Origin of the sequence: Cellulosimicrobium cellulans (assembly GCF_007679345.1) — a bacterium.
GTDB classification, from domain to species: Bacteria; Actinomycetota; Actinomycetes; order Actinomycetales; family Cellulomonadaceae; genus Cellulomonas; species Cellulomonas cellulans_A.
In genome coordinates this window covers 87056-107715 of record NZ_VEGH01000015.1, presented here as the reverse complement: position 1 = coordinate 107715, position 20660 = coordinate 87056, and the positions used below count along the sequence as shown (strand labels likewise).

Here is a 20660-nt window from a genome sequence, read left to right as displayed (position 1 = left end):
TGGCCCGCGTTCCCGCGCCTTCCGGCGTTTCCTCGCGTTCCTGAACCCTACCAGAGCTTCTTTCCTGTCTTCACCGCCCTTCCGAGCGGCTCCGACGTTCCGAAACCCTACCAGATGTTCTGGCGGTCGTTTTCGGTGAATCTCTTCACCGCTTTCGACCTGGAGAACACTACCAGGCTTTCCGGAGTGCTTTGTGCGTGATTCGCACGACATTGCTCCCAGGAAGTCCCGGTCCGGCACGACGAACCGGACGCAGCGAAGCGCCTGGAGGCCGTACCGGGGGTGGCTGCCTGCGGGACCGGCCTTCGGGTCGAGCCTCGAAGTCCGTGCCTCCCGTCCGGGCAGCTCGGAGAACATTACGCGGCGAGCCCCGCGCGGTCAAACCCGGGCCGGGGTGGTCCCCGTCACGTCGGCGGCGCACCGCGGACCGGGCCGACGGCCCACGCGCGACGACGCCCCCGCCGGCCCGGTCCGGGGCCGACGGGGGCGTCGGTGAGCGCGGTGATCAGGCCGCGACGAGCGACCGGAGCACGTACTGCAGGATGCCGCCGTTGCGGTAGTAGTCCGCCTCGCCGGGGGTGTCGATGCGGACGACCGCGTCGAACTCCACGACCGAGCCGTCGCCCTTGGTGGCCGTGACGCGCACGGTCCGCGGGGTCGCCCCGTCGTTCAGCGCGGTGATGCCGGCGATGTCGAACGTCTCGGTGCCGTCCAGGCCGAGCGAGTCGGCCGACTCCCCCGCCGGGAACTGCAGCGGGAGCACGCCCATGCCGATGAGGTTGGAGCGGTGGATCCGCTCGAACGACTCGGTGATGACCGCCCGCACGCCGAGCAGCGCCGTGCCCTTGGCCGCCCAGTCGCGCGAGGACCCGGAGCCGTACTCCTTGCCGCCCAGGATGACGAGCGGCACGCCGGCCTCGGCGTACGCCTGCGCGGCGTCGTAGATCGACGTCTGCTCGCCCGTGAGGTGGTTGACGGTGAAGCCGCCCTCGACGCCCGGCACGAGCTGGTTCCGCAGCCGGATGTTCGCGAACGTGCCGCGGATCATCACCTCGTGGTTGCCGCGACGGGACCCGTAGGAGTTGAAGTCCCGGCGCTCGACACCGTGCTCGGCCAGGTACCGGCCGGCGGGACTGTCCGCCTTGATCGACCCCGCGGGGCTGATGTGGTCGGTGGTGACCGAGTCCCCGAGCTTGGCGAGCACCCGCGCGCCCTGCACGTCGACGACCGGAGCCGGCTCGGCGGCCATGCCCTCGAAGTACGGGGGCTTGCGCACGTAGGTGGACTCGCCGTCCCAGGCGAACGTGTCGCCCTCCGGGGTGTCCAGCGCGCGCCAGCGCTCGTCTCCCGCGAACACGTCGGCGTAGTCGGCCTCGAACATCGAGCGGTCGATGCTCGCGTCGATGGTCGCCTGGACCTCCTCCGGGGTGGGCCAGATGTCCGCGAGGAACACCGGCTTCCCGTCGGGGTCGGTGCCGAGCGGCTGGTTGTCGAAGTCGAAGTCCATCGTCCCGGCGAGCGCGTACGCGATCACCAGCGGCGGGGACGCCAGGTAGTTCATCTTGACGTCGGGGTTGATGCGGCCCTCGAAGTTCCGGTTGCCGGAGAGCACCGACACGACGGACAGGTCGTGCTCGTTGACGACCGCCGAGACCTCCTCGGGCAGCGGGCCCGAGTTGCCGATGCAGGTGGCGCAGCCGTACCCGACCAGGTGGAAGCCGAGCTTCTCGAGGTAGGGCCAGAGGCCGGCCTTCTCGTAGTAGTTGGTGACGACCTGCGAGCCCGGCGCCATGGAGGTCTTGACCCACGGCTGCGAGGTGAGGCCGCGCTCGACGGCCTTCCGCGCGAGCAGCGCCGCGGCGAGCATGACCGACGGGTTCGACGTGTTCGTGCACGAGGTGATCGAGGCGATCACGACGGCGCCGTGGTCGAGCTCGGTGGTGGTGCCGTCGGACATGGTCACGGGCACCCGCTTGTGCGGGCGGCGCGCGCTGTCACCGCCGGCGACGTGCACGGGCGCGTCCGAGGAGTCGGCGTGCTCGCCGGCGGCGATCGGGTCGGAGGCCGGGAAGGTCTCGTCGACCGACTCGTCCAGACCGGTGAACCCGCGGGCCGCGCCGGTGAACGGGGCCGCCTCGTCGGCGTCCACGTAGTCCAGGATCGAGGTCGCGAACGACTCCTTGGCCTCGGACAGCTCGATGCGGTCCTGCGGGCGCTTCGGGCCGGCGATCGACGGGACGACGGTGCCGAGGTCGAGCTCGAGGTACTCGGAGTAGGCCGGCTCGCGCGACGGGTCGTGCCAGAGGCCCTGCTCCTTGGCGTACGCCTCGACGAGCGCGAGCTGCTGCTCGGAGCGGCCGGTCAGGCGCAGGTAGTCGAGCGTGACGTCGTCGATCGGGAAGATCGCGCAGGTCGAGCCGAACTCCGGCGACATGTTGCCGATGGTGGCGCGGTTCGCGAGCGGCACCTGGGCGACGCCCTCGCCGTAGAACTCGACGAACTTGCCGACGACCCCGTGCTGGCGCAGCTGCTGCGTGATGGTGAGCACCACGTCGGTCGCGGTGACGCCCGACGGGATCGAGCCGGTGAGCTTGAAGCCGACGACGCGCGGGATGAGCATGGAGACGGGCTGGCCGAGCATGGCCGCCTCGGCCTCGATGCCGCCGACGCCCCAGCCGAGCACGCCCAGGCCGTTGACCATCGTGGTGTGCGAGTCGGTGCCGACGCAGGTGTCGGGGTACGCGCGCAGCGCGCCGTCCACCTCGCGGGTCATGATGCCGCGCGCCAGGTACTCGATGTTGACCTGGTGCACGATGCCGGTGCCCGGCGGGACGACCTTGAAGTCGTCGAACGCGGTCTGGCCCCAGCGCAGGAACTGGTAGCGCTCGTGGTTGCGCTGGTACTCGATCTCGACGTTGCGGCGGAACGCGTCCTCGCGGCCGAAGACGTCGATCTGCACGGAGTGGTCGATGACCAGCTCGGCCGGCGCGAGCGGGTTGATCCGGGTGGGGTCGCCGCCCAGGTCGACCATCGCCTCGCGCATCGTGGCGAGGTCGACGACGCAGGGCACGCCGGTGAAGTCCTGCATGATCACGCGGGCGGGCGTGAACTGGATCTCGGTGTCCGGCTCGGCGGTCGGGTCCCACGCGGCGAGGGCGCGCACGTGGTCGGCGGTGATGTTCGCGCCGTCCTCGGTCCGCAGCAGGTTCTCGGCGAGCACCTTGAGGCTGTACGGCAGCTTCTCCGTCCCGGGGACCGCGTCCAGCCGGAAGATCTCGTAGGTGTCGTCCCCGACCTGCAGCCGGGCCTTCGACCCGAAGCTGTCGACGCTGCTCACTTCTGGCTCCTTCGTTGGCGAGTCCGGCCGCTGGGGGACGGCCGCGGGTGGGCGGTCCGCGCCGGGGCCGGTGGCCCGGGCCGCGTTCCGCCGAAGTATCTTGATGTCGAGATACATCCTACCCCGAGCCGGGCGCCGACGCCGAGCGCCCGCCCGGCCCGGCGCGCCGACCTCGGGGGTGGTCGCGCCGGGCCGCGCGGGCGCGGCGGTTCGGGCGCGGGGCCGGCGTCAGTCCCCGGCCGTGCCCTCGGCGGCCCGGCGCTCGCGCTCGACGGCCTTCTGGTGCTGGCGCGGGTCGTAGTCCGGGGTGCCCTGCTTGTGCAGCTCGGCGGTCGCGCGGCGGCTGGCCTCGGCCACCCGGCGCGTCGCCTCGGCGGCGGACTCGCGGGCGTCACCCTCGTGCGGTGTCGTCATCGTCGGCTCCTTCCGGTGGGCGGGCGCCGCGGGCCGCGGCGCCCGGACCCCACGCTAGGCCGACGGGCGCCCCCGCGCGAGGGCATCGGCGTCCCGACCTGCGACGATCCGCACAGGCCGGGCGCCGTGGCGCTCAGCGCTCCAGGACCGCGACCGCCTCGACGTGGTGCGTCATCGGGAACAGGTCGTACCCGGTGACGTCCGCCACGGCGTAGCCCTCCTCGGCCAGGTACGCCACGTCGCGCGCGAGCGCCGCGGGGTCGCACGCGACGTAGACGACGCGGCGCGGCGCCAGGCCGGCGACCGCCCGCACGACGTCCCGCCCGGCACCCACGCGCGGCGGATCGAGCACCACGGCGTCGACGCCGGCGCCCGCGACCCCGGAGGCGAGCGCGCCCGCCACGTCGCCCGCGTGCAGCTCCACCCGGGGCCGGTCGTGCAGGTTCCGGCGGGCGTCCCGCACCGCGCGGGCGTCGCCCTCGACGGCCACCACGGACCCGGCGTCGCCCACCGCGTCGGCCAGCGGCAGCGTGAACAGGCCCGCGCCGGAGTACAGGTCGAGCACCCGCGCGCCGTCCACGTCGCCCAGCGCGTCGAGCACGGCGCCGGTCAGCGCGGCGGGCGCCTCCCGGTGCACCTGCCAGAACCCGGCCGCGGCGACGCGGTAGGCCCACGCGCGCTCCCCCACCCGCACCTGCTCGCGCACGGCGGACCGGGCGTTCGGCCGCGGGTCGGCCTTGCCGCGCCGGAGGTCGAACGGCTGGTCGTCGACGAGCACGACCGGCGCGTCGCCGCCGGCGGGGGCCACCGCCTCGATCCGCGCCCCCGGCGCCCAGCGGCGCCCGAGCAGGTCGAGGTCGGCGAGGGCGTCGCTCATGAGCGGCATCGCCGTGACCGGCAGGACGTCGTGCGAGCGGAACCGGCGCATGCCGGCCCGGCCCTCGCGGTCGGCGAGGAAGCCGACGCGGGTCCGCCAGCCGAGGCCGCCGCGCTCGTCGTCGCCCGGCAGCGCCCGCACGGGCACGGACCGCTCGACGCGCGCGAGGCGCTGCAGCTGCTCGGACAGCACCGCCGACTTCCAGGCGCGCTGGGCGTCGAGCCGGACGTGCGCGAGCTCGCCGCCGCCGACGCCGCCCGGGCCCGCCTCGGGCCACGCCGACTCGACGCGGTCGGGCGAGGCGTCGAGCACCTCGACGGCGTCGGCGCGCCAGAACCTGGCCTTCGACCCGGCGTCGGTCAGCCGCGCGACGACCCGCTCGCCGGGGAGGGCGTGCCGGACGAACACGACGCGCCCCGGGCCGTCCTCGCCGGGCACCCGCAGCCGGGCGACGCAGTGGCCGCCGTGCGCGACCGGGCCGACCTCGAGCTCGACCAGATCCCCCGGCGCGCCGCCTGCGGCCGCGCGCCCGCGCGCCTCAGAGCCCACGGGAGATGGTCCGTCGCACGTGGTCCTCCATGCCGGTCTGCCCTTCGGTCGATGCGAGCTGCCACGGGACGGACGCCACCACGACGCCCGGGGTGAACAGCAGACGCCCCTTGAGCCGCAGGGCGCTCTGGTTGTGCAGCAGCTGCTCCCACCAGTGGCCCACGACGTACTCGGGGATGTAGACGACCACCAGGTCCCGCGGGCTCTCCCGCCGGATCGAGCGGACGTAGGTGATGACGGGGCGCGTGATCTCGCGGAACGGCGAGTCGAGGATGCGCAGCGGCACGGGCAGGTCCATCTGCTCCCACTGCTCGCGGAGCGCGGCGGCGTCCTCGGGGTCGACGCCGACGGTGACGGCCTCGATCGTCTGCGGCCGGGACGCCCGGGCGTAGGCCAGCGCGCGCATGGTGGGCCGGTGCAGGTGCGAGACGAGCACGAGCGCGTGCACCCGGCTGGGCAGGGCGCGCGCGGCGGCGGGGTCGGCGCCCAGCGCGAGCTCGGCCTTGACCGCGTCGTAGTGCCGGCGGATGCCCTGCATGCCGATGAACACGATGATCATCGCGAGGATCGCGATCCACGCGCCGTGCGTGAACTTGGTGATCAGCACGATGACCAGCACGGTCGCGGTCATGCCGAAGCCGATGGCGTTGATGACCCGGGACCGGAGCATCTGCCGGCGGCGCTCGGGATCGGGCTGGGTGCGCAGCTCGCGGGTCCAGTGCTTGATCATGCCGAGCTGGGACAGCGTGAACGACACGAAGACGCCCACGATGTACAGCTGGATCAGCCGGGTGACCTGGGCGTCGAACGCCAGGATGAGCGCGATCGCGCCGGCGGCCAGGGCGATGATGCCGTTGGAGAACGCGAGCCGGTCGCCGCGGGTGTGCAGCTGGCGCGGCAGGTAGCCGTCCTTCGCGAGGATCGAGCCGAGCACCGGGAACCCGTTGAACGCCGTGTTCGCGGCGAGGATCAGGATGAGGCCGGTGACGACCGAGACCAGGTAGAACGCCGGCGGGAACGAGTGGAAGATCGTCTGCGCGAGCTGTCCGATGACCGGGTCCTGCACGTACTCCTCGCCGACCGGCACCCCGTTGTCCAGGAGCTGGGTCGACGGGTCCTCGACGTAGTGCACGCCGGTGAGCCGCGCGAGCGTGAGGATCGACATGATGAGGAACACCGACAGCCCGCCGAGCATCAGCAGGGTGGTCGCGGCGTTCTTCGACTTGGGCTTGCGGAACGACGGCACGCCGTTGCTGATCGCCTCGACGCCGGTGAGCGCGGCGGACCCGGACGCGAACGCCCGCAGCACGAGGAACGCGCCCGCGGCGCCCATCAGGCCCTGGTCGAACCCGTCGGCCGGGACGATGGTGAGCGCGCTCGACGCGGCGGGCTGCAGGTCCCCGGTGAGGTACTGCACGAAGCCGAAGATCGCGGTGCTGCCCACGGCGAGCATGTAGAGGTACACCGGGATCGCGAACGCGTTGCCGGACTCCCGGACGCCGCGCAGGTTCGCGAGCGTGAGCAGCACGACGATGACCACGGCGAACAGCGCCTCGTGCCCGCGCAGCGCCGGGATCGCGGACGCCGCGTACTGCGCACCCGACGACACCGACACCGCGACCGTGAGCACGTAGTCGACCAGCAGCGCGCTGGCGACCGTGACGCCCGCCTTCGGCCCCAGGTTGACGGTGGCGACCTCGTAGTCGCCGCCGCCGGAGGGGTACGCGTGCACGTTCTGCCGGTACGACGCGATGACGGTGATCATCACGACGACGACGGCCAGGCCGACCCACGGGGAGATGACGGTGGCGCTCACGCCGGCGAGCGCGAGCGTCAGCAGCACCTCGTCCGGGGCGTAGGCGACGGAGGACAGGGCGTCCGACGCGAAGATCGGCAGGGCGATCCGCTTCGGGAGGAGGGTGTGCCCCAGGTTCTCGCTGCGGACCGGTCGGCCCAGCAGCAAGCGTTTGGCGGCATCCGCGAGATCCGGCACGAGCGACCATGCTAGGCGCACCGCGGCCGATCCGGCACCGGACCCCGCCCGGGACCACCGGCGTGCCCGGCGGTCCGCGCGGGGTATAGCGTTCCGCGTTGTGCACTTCGTCATCATGGGCTGCGGCCGCGCCGGCGCCACGCTCGCCCAGTCGCTGGAGGCCCACGGGCACTCCGTCGCGGTGATCGACCAGAACCCGGACTCGTTCCGCCGGCTCGACCCCGAGTTCGCCGGCAGCAAGGTCACGGGGCTCGGCTTCGACCGCGACACGCTGCGCCAGGCGGGGATCGACGACGCGTTCGGCTTCGCCGCCGTGTCGGACGGCGACAACTCCAACATCCTCGCCGCGCGCGTGGTGCGCGAGACGTTCGGCGTCGAGAACGTGGTCGCCCGGATCTACGACCCGCACCGCGCGGAGATCTACCAGCGCCTCGGCATCCCGACGGTCGCGACCGTGCGGTGGACCGCCGACCAGGTGCTGCGCCGGCTGCTGCCCATGGGCGCCACGAGCCAGTTCACCGACGCGTCGGGGAAGATCAGCCTGTCCGAGGTCGACGTGCACGCCGGGTGGGTCGGCAAGCCGCTGCGCCTGCTCGAGGAGGCCACCGGGGCCCGCGTCGCGTACCTCACCCGCTACGGCGACGGGCTGCTGCCCGACGCGAACACCGTCCTCCAGGAGAGCGACATCGTGCACCTGCTGCTCCGCGCCGACGAGCAGTCCGCCGTCGAACGCGTCGTCACCGCGGCCCCGGAGGTCCAGGCGTGAGGGTCGTCATCGCGGGCGCCGGCTCGGTCGGCCGCTCGATCGCGCGCGAGCTGCTCGCCAACGGGCACGAGGTCACGCTCATCGACCGCCAGCCCTCCGCCATGCGCGTCGCGCAGGTGGCCGACGCGGACTGGCTGCTGGCCGACGCGTGCGAGCTGCCGACGCTGACCCAGGCGCGCACGGACGAGTGCGACGTGGTCGTGGCCGCCACCGGCGACGACAAGGCCAACCTGGTCATCTCGCTGCTCGCCAAGACCGAGTACGGCGTGCCGCGCACGGTCGCCCGGGTGAACAACCCGAAGAACGAGTGGATGTTCGACGAGGCGTGGGGCGTGGACGTCGCGGTCTCCACCCCGCGGATCATGACCGCGATGATCGAGGAGGCCGTCTCCGTCGGCGACCTGGTGCGGATCTTCACGTTCCACCAGTCCGGCGCGGACATCCTCGAGCTGACGCTCCCGGAGGGCTCGCCGCTCGCCGGGTCGCTGGTCGGTCAGATCGACTGGCCGGCCGACACCGTGCTCGCCGCGATCGTGCGCGACGACCGCCCGTTCCAGCCGTCCGGCGACGACACCCTGGAGGGCGGCGACGAGCTGCTGTTCGTCACCGGGCGGGACGCGCCGGAGCAGGACCTGGCCGCGCTGCTGTCGAGCCGCGTACCAGGATCCAGCTCGCCCACAGCACCAGCGCCGTGAGCGGCACGCCCATCACGAGCTTCGCGGTGCCGAGCCAGGCGACCTCGTCGGCGTAGTAGAGCGGCACCTGCACGACGAGCCGCGCCGCGAACATGCCGGCCCACAGCCAGGTCACCAGGGAGTACCGACGCAGCAGCGCCGGCTCGCGGCGCCACGCGAGGGCACCGGCCCACGAGCCGGACTCGGACATCGGGCCGTCGCCGCGGAACAGGCCCAGGACCACGCCGACCAGCGGCCAGCGGACCAGGACCGACACGACGAACGCCAGCAGGTAGGCGACGTTGGTCAGCAAGCCCCAGGCGAAGTAGTCGCTGGCGTCGCCGGTCCGCCACGCCCACACCACGCCGATGCCGACGCCGAGCACGCCGGACAGCGCCTGGGTCAGCGGGCTGCGCTGGACCAGCCGGGCGACCACGGCGAGCACGGCCGCGGCGACCGACGCGACGAGGGCGGGCCGCAGCTGCTGGCCGGACGCCACGAAGACGACCACGAACAGCAGGCCGGGCAGCACCGACTCGACGGCGCCGCGGACGCCGCCGACGGACTCGGCGAGGGAGAAGCTGTCCGCCTCGATGGCGCGCATGCCGCGCGCGGGCACGGCGTCCTCCGGGGCGGCGGCCGGGGTCACGGCGGGGTCCGGCGTCACCGGCGGCTCCTGGCCGCCGGCCGGCGTCGGCTCACTCACCCGGACGCGGCCGCAGCTCGTAGCGGGGGTTGAACATGGACCGCCGGCCCTCGCGGGTGCACACCAGGCCCTCGACCTTGAGCCGGCGGCCGGGCTCGATGCCCGCGATCTCGCGGCGGCCCAGCCAGACCAGCACCAGGTTGCCGCTGCCGTCGTACAGGTCGGCCTCCAGCGCCGGCACGCCCTGGCGCGGGCGCAGCACGACGGAGCGGATCACGCCGGAGACCTTGGCCCGGTGCCGGTCCGGGGTCTGGTCGACGGGCGTGCAGCCCGTGGCGCGGACCGCGTCCTCCCGCTCCTCGGACGCCTCGATCTCCTCCTGCGAGGCGACGGCCCGGCGCAGGCCCTCGCGCAGCGACAGCGGCGACATGTCAGCGGATCTCCGTGATCTCCGGCCCGCGCTTCAGCGGGTCGAACGTGGGGGCGGCCTGGGTGGCGGCGGGCTGGGCCGGCGTGCCGTCGGCCTGGTGGGGCAGCGTGAGCGCGAGCAGGTCGCGCGGGGCGCGCGCCTCGGTGCCGCGCACGACGACGGTCCGGCGGAACAGGTCCTCGAGGGTGCCCGCGGCGTCCTCGTCCACGGCCGCGCGGCCGGTGATGACCCCGCGCAGGAACCAGCGGGGGCCGTCGACGCCGACGAACCGCGCGGGCCGGTGCCCGGTGCGGCCCTCGGGGGTGCGGACGGGCAGGCGGGCGAGCAGCTCGCGGCCGAACGGGCCGGGCACGTCGTCGACGGCGCCGCCCTGCTTGCGCACGGACTCGCCGATCTCCTCGCGGATCTCGTCCCAGATGCCCTCGGTGCGGGGCGCCGCGAACGCCTGCATCTGCAGGGTCGAGCCGTCGATCGTCACGCCGACGGCCGTCACGGTGCCGGACTTCTTGTCGATCTCCATGCGCAGCTCCATGCCGTGCACGCCGGGCAGCCGCAGGGCGCCCAGGTCCACGCGCGGGCCGGGCGGGATCTCCTCACCCGAGTCCCAGGGGCCGGCGGACCGGTCGACGACGGCCGGGGCCGGGTCCTCCGGGGTCGCGTCCTGCACCGCGTCGCCGGGTGCGTCCCCCGCGGTGGTCGCCGGGTCGGCGGCCTCCTCGGCTGCGTCGACGCCGGCCGCGGTCTGGTCCTGGGCGGTGCGGTCCTTCGCACCGCGCCGGAATAGCGCCACCCTCAGTCCCCTCTCCGGGTCGCCCGCGTCGCGGGCGCTGTCGTCTCCACGATAGTCCGCGCCGGACGGACCACCTAGCGGGCCGCCTGCGTGTCCGCCGCGGGCGCAGCGGTGGGCGCGGCACCGGCCTCGGTGGCCGCGCCGGCGGCGTCGGTGGGTGCCCCGGGGGCGGCCGCGGGACCGCCGGCCGCGCGCCAGCCCCCGCTGGACCCGAACCCGCCGGTCCCCCGGACCGAGTCCGGCAGCTCGTCCGCCTCGACGAACAGCGCGCGCTCGACGCGCTGGATGACCAGCTGGGCCACCCGGTCGCCGCGGTGCAGCACCACCGGCTCGCGCGCGTCGGTGTTGAGCAGGGTGACGGCGATCTCGCCGCGGTAGCCGGCGTCCACCGTGCCCGGGGCGTTGACGATCGTCAGACCGTGCCGCGCGGCAAGGCCCGACCGCGGGTGCACGAAGGCCGCGTACCCCTCGGGCAGCGCGATCGCGATGCCGGTCGGCACGGTGACCCGCTCGCCGGGCTCGATCGTCGCGTCCACCCGGGTCACCAGGTCCGCGCCGGCGTCTCCGGGGTGCGCGTACGCCGGGAGCGGGACGCCGTCGTCGAGGCGGCGCAGGCCGATGGTCAGGGTCTCGTGGGCCACGGGGGCGGGCGCGTCGTCCGTCACGGGCCCCGACCCTACCCGCCGCAGGTGGGATGCTGGGGCCGTGCAGACGACGACCGCCCCCGCCTTCGCCGAGCGCCTCTGGCCCTCCCCCGCCGGCTGGGTCGCCGTGCCCGCCCTGGCCGCGATGCTCGGCATCGTGCTGCTGCCGCTCTCGCCGGCGGCGGCCGCGGTCGGCACGGTCCTCGGCCTGGTCGCGGCCGGGCTGGCGGCGGCGCGGCTCGCTACGCGCGTGCAGGTGGCGGACGGCGAGCTGCACGCGGGGGACGCGCACGTCCCGGTCGCCCTGCTCCGGGCGCCGCGCGCGCTGGACGCCGACGAGACCCGGCACGAGCTCGGCCCGGGCCTGGACGCGCGCGCGCACGTGTGCCTGCGCGGCTGGGTGCGGACCGCCGTGCGGGTCGAGCTCGACGACCCGGCCGACCCGACGCCGTACTGGGTGGTGTCGACCCGGCGACCGGCGGACCTGGTGGCCGCGCTCGGCGGCGGGGACGACCGGGGCCCCGGGACGGCACCGGGCGCCTGAGCGGGCCCGGGGACGACGACGCCGGCCGGACCACGGGGGTCCGGCCGGCGTCGCGACGGCTGGGTGGGGCGCGCCACGCCCGTCACGCGGACGGCGCGCCCGGACGGCAGCTCAGGCCGCGCACTCCGAGCAGACGGGCATGCCGTCCTTCTCGTAGGCGAGCTGGCTGCGGTGGTGGACCAGGAAGCACTTCGAGCAGGTGAACTCGTCGGCCTGACGCGGCAGCACCCGGACCGAGAGCTCCTCGCCCGACAGGTCCGCGCCCGGGAGCTCGAACCCCTCGGCCGCTTCGGTCTCGTCCTCGTCCACCACGCCCGAGTTCTTGTCGGAGCGCCGGGCCTGGAGCTCCTGCAGCGAGTCCTCGCTGAGGTCCTCCTCGGTCTTGCGCGGGGCGTCGTAGTCGGTTGCCATGTGGTGTGGTCACGCTCCGTCTGGTGGTCGGGATCGGCGTACGCGGGATCAAGCGAACGGGGGTCGCTGTTTGTTCCCGGTCGGGCGCCCCGGATTGTGCCTCATTTCGGAGCGCCGTGCACACCGGGCTCAGTCGTCCGCGTCGGCGCCCAGGTCGGCGAGCAGCGCGGCCAGCTCGTGCACCGTCGCCGCGGGCCCGACGACGGACATCTCGATCCCGGCCGGCCGGCCCCGCAGGCCGCTGACCTGCGCACCCGCCTCGATCGCGATGATCTGGCCGGCAGCGAGGTCCCACGGGTTGAGGCCGCGCTCGTAGTGCGCGTCGAGCGAGCCCTCCGCCACCCGGCACAGGTCCAGGGCGGCCGAGCCGATGCGCCGGATGTCCCGCACCCGCGGCAGCAGCGCGGCGAGGACGCGCCCCTGCGCCCGACGGCGCTCCGCGCGGTAGCCGAAGCCGGTGCCGATCAGGGACGTGGCGAGCGGGCGGGCCGGGTTGACCTCGAGGCGGTGGCCGTCGCGGAACGCGCCCTGCCCGCGTCCGGCGGTGTAGGTCCGGCCGTCGGCGACCGCGTGCACGCAGCCGGCGACCGGCGTCCACCGCCCGGGGTCCGGGTCGCCGGCGACGACGCCCACGGACACCGCGAACGCGGGGACGCCGTACAGGTAGTTCACGGTGCCGTCGATCGGGTCCAGCACCCAGGTGAGGCCGCTCGTCCCCGGCTCGAGGCCGTGCTCCTCCCCCAGGACCCCGTCGTGCGGCCGGTGCTCGGCCAGCAGCGCGCGCAGGTGGGTCTCGGACGCGAGGTCCATCGCGGTGACCGGGTCGACGTCGCTGGACTTGGTCGCGGCGACCTGCACCCGCTCGGGGCTCGTCGTCCGGATCAGGTCGCCCGCGGAGCGCGCGAGGCGCTCGGCGAGATCGGTGAGGGCGCGGACCTCGGCGGGGTCCGGCAGCGGGGCGGGGGCGGGGGTGGGGGTGGGCTCGGGTGCGCTCGTCACGCGGCCCATCCTGCCGGAGCGGCGCCCGCCGTGGGCGCCTCAGCCGGCGCCGGGGAGCCCGCCGTCCCCGCGCCCGGCGCCGTCCCGGCGCGCCGAGCCGTCCCGGCGCGCCGCGCGGTCCCGGCGCAGCCGGTCCACCCACCGCAGCAGGGGCGCGGGCTGCTCGCGCGCGACGCGCCCGGTGCGCCCGCCCCGGCCGACGCCGCCCACGCGGCCGAGGCGGGCCCGCGCGGCCGTGCGGTCCCAGGGCCCGGGCGCCTGCCACCCGAAGCGCAGGGCCACGAGCCGGACGCCGAGCACGCCCACGACCGCGGCGACCACGGTGCCCTCGGACAGCGCCTCCTCCCGCCACAGCACCGCGAGCACCAGCGCGCCCAGGAGGGACGGGATCGCGTAGAGCTGCCGCTGGTGCAGCACGGCGGGCACCTCGCCGGTGAGCAGGTCGCGCAGCACCCCGCCGCCGACGCCGGTGACGATCCCGGCGAACACCGCCGCGGTGGCGCCCACGCCGTACTCGAGCGCCTTGATGGTCCCGACGACGGTGAACAGCGCCAGCGCCCCGGCGTCGAGCACGAGCACGAGCCGGCGCAGCCGGTGCAGGCCCGGGTGCGCGGCCCACGTCACGAGCCCCGCGGCACACGCGGTCGCGACGAACTGCCACTGCGCGATGCCGACGGGCGGGATCGCGCCGATCAGGACGTCGCGCAGGATGCCGCCGCCGAGGCCGGCCACCCAGGCCAGCACGACGATGCCGAAGATGTCGAACCCCTTGCGCACCGCGGCGAGGCCGCCGGACAGCGCGCCGACGAACACGCCCAGGAGCTCGAGCACGGGCTGCAGGGGGAGGTCGACGTGCACAGGGGAGATCATGGCAGCCGGGAGTTCGCCGCGGCGCACCGCCGAGCCTCCCCGGGATCGGGCCCCGGCGATGGCAGGCTCGTCCGCGGAACGATGGGAGAGGTGTGATGGCCGAGCTGGAGCTGATCGGGCTGCACGAGGACGGGGAGCACCTGGTCCTCGCCGCGGCCGACGGGCAGCGCTACCGCCTGCGCATCGACGAGCCGCTGCGCGCCGCGGTGCGCCGCGACCGCCCGCAGCTGGAGCAGATCCGCGCCGAGCAGTCGGGCGTGCCGAGCCCGCGGGAGATCCAGGCGCGGGTGCGCGCCGGGCAGTCCGCGGAGCAGATCGCCGAGGAGTCCGGGCTGGCCGTCGAGCACGTGCGGCGGTTCGAGGGCCCGGTGCTCGCCGAGCGCGAGTTCGTCGCCGAGCAGGCGCGCGGCACCCGGGTCGGCCGCGACGTCGGCGCCCCGGTGCTGGGCGAGCTGGTGGTCGACCGCCTGGCGGCGCGCGGCGTCGACACGGCGGCCGTCACCTGGGACGCGTACCGCGAGCCCGGCGGCGGCTGGGTCGTCGTGGCACGGTTCCGCGTCGAGGACGACGCCCGCGAGGCGCGCTGGTCCTACGACGCGCAGGCGCGCGCGGTGCACGCGGAGGAGGACGAGGCCCGCTGGCTCTCCGAGACGGAGATCGCCGACGGCCCGGTCCCCCGCCGGCACCTGTCCGCGGTGCGCGACCTGGTCTACGACGTGGACGCCGACGTGCGCCCCGTGCTCGCGGCCGTCGACGCCCCCGGGCGCGCGCAGCACCGCGAGGAGGAGGACCCGGCCGACGACCTGCGCGCCACGCACGAGCTGCTGGACGACCTGCGCTCCCGCCGCGGCGTGCGGCAGACGCTCGACCTGGAGGACGACGAGGACGGCGACGGGTTCGGCGGCTTCGGCCCCCAGCACGCGTTCGACTTCGGCCAGCTCGACGAGCCGACCGCTCCCGGCGCCCACCCGGTCGACGCCGAGCCGGCCGCCGAGGCCCGCATCTACCCGACCCCGGCCCGGCCGACGCCGGCCGAGGACGAGCCCGAGACGCCCGTCGCCCTCGAGCCCGGCGAGCCGGACCCGTCCCGGCCCGGTCCGGACGAGGACACGGCGCCGGCCCGGCCCGAGGAGCAGCCGAAGCCCCGGTCCGCCGGACGGCGGGGCCGCCCGAAGGTGCCGAGCTGGGACGAGATCGTCTTCGGCGCGAAGCCGGAGTGACGCGCGCCCGGGGGCGGTGACGCCCCCGCGGCCGGGGCGCGGCTCAGTCCCCCGCGAGCAGGCCCAGCGTCTGCGGCGACAGCGTCCCCGCCCCCGAGGTGCGCGCGGTCATCCGCAGGCGGTGGTGCTTGCGGCACAGCACCTCGTAGCCCACGGCGTCGTCCTCGGCCGGCACCGCCACGTCGCCGACGACGACCTGCGCGCCCTCGACCACCATGGCGCCGTGCTCGGTGCGCGCGTTGTGCGTGGCGCGCGCACCGCACCAGCACAGCGCCTGGACCTGCAGCGTCTCCACCCGGTCGGCGAGCTCGAGCAGTCGCGCGGACCCCGCGAACAGCCGGGTCCGGAAGTCGGTGGTGATCCCGAACGCGAACACGTCGACGTCCAGGTCGTCGACGACCCGGCCGAGCTGCTCCACCTGCTCGGCGCTGTAGAACTGCGCCTCGTCGCAGATGAGGAAGTCGACGCGCGCGCCGCGGCTGCGCCGCTGGACGACCTCGTCCCAGAAGTCCGTGCCCGGGTTCACCTCGTGCGCCGGCACCGACAGGCCCAGGCGCGAGGACAGCACGTGCTCCCCCGCGCGGTCGTTCTGCGTGAACAGCACCCCGCCCCGGCCGCGGGCCGCGTGGTTGTGGTGCATCTGCAGCGCCAGGGTGGACTTGCCGCAGTCCATGGTGCCGCAGAAGAAGACCAGCTCGGCCACGTGCTCCTCGTTCCTCGTCGTGCTCGGTGGTGCGGGTGTTGCGGGTGGTGCGTGGGAGGCGGACCGTGCGCCGGCTCAGGTGTGCACGGCGAGCAGCGGCACCCGCAGCTCCGCCGGCGTCAGCGACCCGTGCACCCCCACCAGCCGGAGGGACGCCGGGGTCTGCGTCCGGGAGTCGACCACGGTCGCCCGCCCGGTCGCCGCCACCACCAGGTCGCCGATGAGCGGGCGCACGTGCCCGGACACCGGCCCGAACAGCCCGGCCGCCACGGCGTCGTCCCCGGTGAGCACCACCGCGTCGCCGCCGAGGACGTCGGCCCAGCGGGCCTCGGCCGCGCGCGGGTCGACCCCCGGCTCGAGGTGCACGTGCAGCGCCCGCGGCTCCCCCGCGACGAGGGCCACGCCCTCGGCGAGCCCCGGCGTGGTCGCGACGTCGTGCCGCCGGGCCGGGTCGACGTCGACCATGCCGTGGTCCGCGGTGACGACGACGGAGGCGCCGCGCGGCAGCGACCGCACCAGCCGGCGGAGCTCGCCGTCGAGCGCCTCGAGCTGGTCGCCCCACTGCCAGGAGCCGGCACCCTCGTGGTGGCCGGTCTTGTCGACGTCGCCCCAGTACAGGTAGACGAGGCCCGGCTCGCGCAGCAGCCGCAGCACCGCGTCGACGCGCTGCCCCAGCGACTCCGCGGCGCGGTACCCGCCGCCGCGCAGGGCCGCCTCGGTCAGGCCGGAACCCATGAACTTCGCGGGGCCGACGGTGGTGACCGTGACCCCGTGCGCGACCAGCCGCTCGAAGACCGTGGGCTCGCGCTGCCACTCCCGGGCCGGGCCGAGCCCGTCCCACGACACCATGTTGGCCAGCCCGCCGCTCGCGGGGTTGCGCACCGTGTAGCCGACCAGGCCGGTGCGGCCCGGGCCGGTCCCGGTGCCGAACGAGCCCATGGACGCGGCGGTGGTGGACGGGTAGCCGGCCGACAGCGGCCCGGACCCGTTCAGCAGCGACCGCAGGAACGGGGCGTGCCCCGCGCGCTCGGTGAGGTTCTCGTAGCCCAGCCCGTCCACCAGGACGACGCACACCCGGTGCGCCTCCGGGAGCCCGAGCTGCGCGCGCCGCGCCGGGCCGTCGGGCACCGGCGCACCGAGGCTGTCGGCGACGGCCGGCAGCAGCCCCGACAGGGACGGACCCTCGTAGTCGGGCGGCACCAGGCCCGCGTCCGCGAGCCGGGCCGGCACGGTCGAGGACGCGGCGGCCGTCATCGTCAGCGCGCGCTCGCCGCGGACAGCCGCTTGGCGAACGCCACGGCGTCGCGGACCGCGCCCTCGCCCTCGGCGACCGCGGACACCCGGACGACCACGTCGTCGGGGGTCAGCGTGCCGGTGAGGCCGTGGTCCGCCTCGCAGGCGGGGTCGGCGCAGCCGGCCGGCTCCAGGTCGACCCGGGACACCGCGCCCCAGCCGACCGCGAGCGTCAGCTCGGCGGCGGGCGTGCCCGGGCGGTGCTGCTCGGGGGTCGCGATGACGTGGGTGAGCGCGACGGAGCGCAGCTCCGACAGCGGGACCGCCTCGGTCGTGGCGGCGGCGCTGGCCGACGGGTGCTCGCTGTCGGCGGGGTGGTCGTCGACGTGCGCGACCACGAGCCGCGTGGGGGTCAGCACCAGGACCGTGACGTGCCGGCGCACCTCCTGCGCGTCGAACGTGGTCTCGGGGTGCACGAGGTACGCCTCGACGGGCTCGTCCGCGAGCGCGACGTCCAGGACGTCGGCGACCAGGTCGGGGTAGTACCCGGCCCGGTGCAGGTCGCGCAGCAGGTCGGTGGAGGGGGCAGGCACCCGGACATCCTCCCACCGCGAGGGCGCGGTCGTCACACCCGCGTCCCGGCGGGGTCGGGCGGGCGGCGACCGGCGGTCCGACGCGCGGCGACCGGCGGTCAGACGGGCAGCGCCCGGCGCGGGCCGTCGGCGCGGGTGGCCGCGACCCCGACCCGCGCGGTGGCGCCGAGCACGTACGCCCCGTGCTCCGCGACCACCACCGGGTTGAGCTCCAGGTGCAGCAGCTCGGGCAGCTGGTCCGCGAGCACCGCGACCCGGGCGAGCACGTCCTCCAGCGCGGCGACGTCGAGCGGCGGGACGCCGCGGTAGCCGAACAGCCGGGGCGCGGACCGCGGCGCCCGGACCATGTCGGACACGTCCACGTCGGTCAGGGGCGGCACCGCCCAGGCGACGTCGCCGAGCAGGTCGGTGGTGTCTCCCCCGAGCCCGAAGCCCAGGACGGGGCCGAACAGCGGGTCCTCGGCGGACCGGATCACGCAGGCCACCCCGTGCGGCGCCATCGCCTGCACCTCCAGCGGCGCGCGCCCCGGCTCGGGCTCCCGGCCCGCGGCGAGCGCGAGCACCTGGGCCACGTCGGCGCGCAGCTCGGCCTCGTCGTGCACGTCGAGCCGCACGCCGCCCAGGTCCGAGCGGTGCCGCAGGGCGGGCACGGTGGACTTGAGCGCGACCGGCCAGCCGAGCCGGTCCGCGGCCGCCACCGCCTCGTCGGCGTCGTGCACCCCGACGGTCGGGAACACGTGCACGCCGGCGAGCTCCAGCAGCTCCGCGGTCTGCTCGTGGCTCAGGTCGAGCGAGGCGCGGGTGCCGGCCTCGTCGAGCCAGCCCGCGATCCGGCGGCGCGCGGTGCGGGCGTGGATGCCCTCGGGCGCCACGAGCCGGCCGCGGTCGGCCGCACGCCACGCGGCGTACCGGGCGGCCTGGTCGAGCGCGAGCACCGCGTCCTCCGGCGTGGTGTACGCGGGGACGGTGCGCAGCACGCCGTCGGCGTCCGGCGCGGTCAGCGCGGGCGTCGCGCCGTGCAGGCCGAGCAGGCACGCGACCGAGGTGCGGCCCGAGCCCGCCGCGTGCCGGGCCAGCGCCTGGGCGACCCGGTCGTCCCGCGGGCCGACGGTCGGCACGTGCATGGTGACGACGACCTCGACGTCCGGGTCGGCGTACACCGCGGCGAACGTGCGCTCGACCTTCGTGTCGTCGGCGTCCTCGTGCAGGATCGCGGGCGCGCGGCCCACGGTGAACCCCGCCGCGGCGAGCGCCTCGGACACCAGCGACGCCGCGGCGGACGACGACGCCACCACGGCGGCGCGCCGGCCCGGCGGCAGCGGCTGGAGCGCGAACAGCTGGGACACCTCGAGCATCTGGTGCACGTTGTCGACCAGCACCACGCCCGACCGGCGCATGACCTCCTGCAGGGTCTGCCGCGACGCCTGGGTGGGCCGCACCGCGTGCCCGGGCGGCACGACGTGCCCGGACCGGCCGGCCGTCACGACGACGACCGGCTTGGCCGTCGCGAGGCGCCGGGCCACCCGGGAGAACTTGCGGGGGTTGCCGATCGACTCCAGGTACAGGGCGACGACGTCGGTGGCGTCGTCGTCCTGCCAGAACTGCATGAGGTCGTTGCCGGAGACGTCCGCCCGGTTGCCCGCGGACACCAGGTGGGCGAGCCCGAGGTGCCGGCGGCGCACGGAGCCGAGGATGGACACCGCCGTGGACGCGGACTGGCAGAACAGGCCGATCCGGCCGGGTGGCGGCGGGTCCTCGGTGAGCGACGCGTTCAGCACGCCGCCGGCGGCGTGCGCGAGCAGCCCGTACGAGCGCGGGCCCACCACGCGGAGCCCGGCCGCGTGCGCGGCGCGCAGCAGGGCGCGCTGCAGCGCGAGGCCGGTCGGCCCCTGCTCGGCGTAGCCGCCGGACAGCACGACCACGCCCTTCACCCCGAGCCGGCCCAGCGCCCGGACGGCGACGACGGCCTCGGCCGCGGGCAGGGCGAGCACCGCGAGGTCCACGGGGCCGGGGACGTCGTCGAGGCGGTCCCAGTGGTGCACGGCCGGGCCGCGGCCCGCTCCCCCGTCGGGTGCCCCGGCGCGGCCGACGACGTGCACCTGCACCGGGCGCTCGTCGCCGCCCGCCGCGGTCACGGCGCCGGTCCGGTGCTCCGGGCCGTCCGCGGCGGGGACGCCGCCCACGAGGTCCGCCAGCACGCGCTCGGCCCGCCGGTCGTCCAGCGACCCGGGCGCCGCGGCCGGCGACGACAGCACCAGGACGGAGCGGGCCGTCAGCAGCGCCTGCACGCTGCGCGCCTCCGCGGCGTGCTCGCGGGCCATCATCACCGCGAGGGACCGGTCCGTGGGGTCGATGTCGAAGCCGACCGTCACCACGCCGTCCTCCAGCCGCTGCTGCAGCGAGTACCCCGCCTCGCGGAACACCGCGATCATCCGGCCGTTCTGCGGCAGCACGTCGGCCGTGAACCGGCGGATGCCGCGCTCGCGCGCCGCCGCGGCCAGGTGCTCCAGCAGCACGGAGCCGAGGCCGCGGCCGTGGTGCGCGTCGGCGATGTTGAACGCGACCTCGGCCTCGTCCGGGCCGACCTTGTCGTACCGGGCGACGCCGATGATCGCGTCGTCCTCGGTCACCGCGACCAGCGCGACGCGGTCCCGGTGGTCCACGCGGGTGAACCGCGCCAGGTCCCGGTCCCCCAGCCGCTCCAGCGGGGCGAAGAACCGGAACACGATCGACGCCTCGGACTGCGCGACGTGGAACGCCTGCAGGGCGTCGGCGTCCTCCGGCCGGATCGGCCGCACGTGCGTGGTGCTGCCGTCGCGGAGGACGACGTCGGCCTCCCAGCTCTCCGGGTAGTCCGCCGCCTCCACGGGCGCGTCCCCGGTGCTCTCGGCCATGCCCAGGAGCCTAACGAACCGGCGCGCCGCGCGTCGTGGTGGTCCACAGGGTCGCGGAGCGGCGACAATGGCC

General features: G+C 75.7%; 19 protein-coding genes and 1 pseudogene. 5 read left to right on the top strand and 15 right to left on the bottom strand.

Annotated features, from left to right (window positions below; translation table 11 throughout):
* On the top strand, positions 1-201 hold a 201-nt coding region (locus FS882_RS21430), incomplete at its 5' end, for a hypothetical protein (RefSeq protein ID WP_222848255.1).
* A 304-nt stretch (positions 202-505) separates the two neighbouring features.
* Here the strand turns inward: FS882_RS21430 and FS882_RS17785 are convergent.
* The 4 genes from FS882_RS17785 to FS882_RS17770 form a co-directional block, all read right to left on the bottom strand.
* Complete coding sequence (locus FS882_RS17785) at positions 506-3337, bottom strand: aconitate hydratase (RefSeq protein ID WP_262348394.1); 2832 nt, start codon at positions 3335-3337, stop codon at positions 506-508.
* 228 nt (positions 3338-3565) lie between these two features.
* Positions 3566-3751: a translation initiation factor 2 gene (locus FS882_RS17780; protein WP_147796487.1), complete on the bottom strand. Its 186-nt coding sequence runs from the start codon at positions 3749-3751 to the stop codon at positions 3566-3568.
* Between the two features lie 133 nt (positions 3752-3884).
* Positions 3885-5177 (bottom strand): class I SAM-dependent RNA methyltransferase, encoded by a 1293-nt coding sequence (locus FS882_RS17775; RefSeq protein WP_158375067.1) that lies wholly within the window; start codon positions 5175-5177, stop codon positions 3885-3887.
* Entirely contained in the window at positions 5167-7170 is a 2004-nt protein-coding gene (locus tag FS882_RS17770) for an APC family permease (protein WP_158375065.1), read from the bottom strand. Before FS882_RS17770 ends, FS882_RS17775 begins: the two co-directional genes overlap by 11 nt.
* A 115-nt stretch (positions 7171-7285) precedes the next feature.
* Here FS882_RS17770 and FS882_RS17765 point away from each other — a divergent pair, with 115 nt between their 5' ends.
* Positions 7286-7936, top strand: a complete 651-nt coding sequence (locus tag FS882_RS17765) for a potassium channel family protein (RefSeq protein WP_158375091.1) — start codon at positions 7286-7288, stop codon at positions 7934-7936.
* Positions 7933-8631: a potassium channel family protein gene (locus FS882_RS17760; protein ID WP_158375063.1), complete on the top strand. Its 699-nt coding sequence runs from the start codon at positions 7933-7935 to the stop codon at positions 8629-8631. Before FS882_RS17765 ends, FS882_RS17760 begins: the two co-directional genes overlap by 4 nt.
* On the opposite strand, the gene FS882_RS17755 is transcribed toward FS882_RS17760, so the two are convergent.
* The 4 genes and pseudogenes from FS882_RS17755 to dut form a co-directional block, all read right to left on the bottom strand.
* Positions 8540-9277 (bottom strand): DUF3159 domain-containing protein, encoded by a 738-nt coding sequence (locus tag FS882_RS17755; protein WP_262348393.1) that lies wholly within the window; start codon positions 9275-9277, stop codon positions 8540-8542. The two genes, FS882_RS17760 and FS882_RS17755, sit on opposite strands and share 92 nt — an antisense overlap.
* A 31-nt stretch (positions 9278-9308) precedes the next feature.
* The gene (locus FS882_RS17750; protein ID WP_154730065.1) at positions 9309-9677 is read right to left on the bottom strand and encodes an OB-fold nucleic acid binding domain-containing protein; all 369 of its coding nucleotides are present in this window, start codon (positions 9675-9677) and stop codon (positions 9309-9311) included.
* A gap of 10 nt (positions 9678-9687) precedes the next feature.
* The gene (locus tag FS882_RS17745; protein ID WP_158375061.1) at positions 9688-10476 is read right to left on the bottom strand and encodes a DUF3710 domain-containing protein; all 789 of its coding nucleotides are present in this window, start codon (positions 10474-10476) and stop codon (positions 9688-9690) included.
* Between the two features lie 185 nt (positions 10477-10661).
* Positions 10662-11141, bottom strand: a pseudogene (dut, locus tag FS882_RS21685) (dUTP diphosphatase); the annotation flags it as partial.
* A 40-nt stretch (positions 11142-11181) separates the two neighbouring features.
* Between dut and FS882_RS17735 the strand changes: the two are divergent.
* A complete protein-coding gene (locus FS882_RS17735; protein ID WP_187365354.1) occupies positions 11182-11664 on the top strand; it encodes a DUF3093 domain-containing protein in 483 nt (160 codons plus the stop codon).
* A gap of 111 nt (positions 11665-11775) precedes the next feature.
* Here FS882_RS17735 and FS882_RS17730 read toward each other — a convergent pair whose 3' ends face one another.
* The 3 genes from FS882_RS17730 to FS882_RS17720 all read right to left on the bottom strand — a co-directional run bounded on the left by FS882_RS17730 (position 11776) and on the right by FS882_RS17720 (position 13932).
* Complete coding sequence (locus tag FS882_RS17730) at positions 11776-12075, bottom strand: DUF4193 domain-containing protein (protein WP_146835284.1); 300 nt, start codon at positions 12073-12075, stop codon at positions 11776-11778.
* Between the two features lie 129 nt (positions 12076-12204).
* Positions 12205-13074 (bottom strand): inositol monophosphatase family protein, encoded by an 870-nt coding sequence (locus tag FS882_RS17725; protein ID WP_262348392.1) that lies wholly within the window; start codon positions 13072-13074, stop codon positions 12205-12207.
* Between the two features lie 39 nt (positions 13075-13113).
* Positions 13114-13932 carry a trimeric intracellular cation channel family protein gene (locus FS882_RS17720; protein WP_316043654.1) on the bottom strand — a complete coding sequence of 273 codons (819 nt, stop codon included), beginning with the start codon at positions 13930-13932 and terminating at the stop codon, positions 13114-13116.
* Between the two features lie 107 nt (positions 13933-14039).
* Here FS882_RS17720 and sepH point away from each other — a divergent pair, with 107 nt between their 5' ends.
* The gene (sepH, locus tag FS882_RS17715; RefSeq protein ID WP_158375051.1) at positions 14040-15164 is read left to right on the top strand and encodes a septation protein SepH; all 1125 of its coding nucleotides are present in this window, start codon (positions 14040-14042) and stop codon (positions 15162-15164) included.
* A gap of 43 nt (positions 15165-15207) precedes the next feature.
* Here sepH and FS882_RS17710 read toward each other — a convergent pair whose 3' ends face one another.
* From FS882_RS17710 to FS882_RS17695, 4 genes are all read right to left on the bottom strand, one after another.
* Complete coding sequence (locus FS882_RS17710; RefSeq protein WP_158375049.1) at positions 15208-15867, bottom strand: thymidine kinase; 660 nt, start codon at positions 15865-15867, stop codon at positions 15208-15210.
* Between the two features lie 75 nt (positions 15868-15942).
* A complete protein-coding gene (locus FS882_RS17705; RefSeq protein WP_158375047.1) occupies positions 15943-17121 on the bottom strand; it encodes an alkaline phosphatase family protein in 1179 nt (392 codons plus the stop codon).
* Positions 17122-17123: 2 nt separating this feature from the next.
* The gene (locus tag FS882_RS17700) at positions 17124-17693 is read right to left on the bottom strand and encodes a DUF5998 family protein (RefSeq protein ID WP_158375045.1); all 570 of its coding nucleotides are present in this window, start codon (positions 17691-17693) and stop codon (positions 17124-17126) included.
* A 98-nt stretch (positions 17694-17791) separates the two neighbouring features.
* The gene (locus FS882_RS17695) at positions 17792-20587 is read right to left on the bottom strand and encodes a GNAT family N-acetyltransferase (protein WP_158375043.1); all 2796 of its coding nucleotides are present in this window, start codon (positions 20585-20587) and stop codon (positions 17792-17794) included.
* Between the last annotated feature and the right edge of the window lie 73 nt (positions 20588-20660).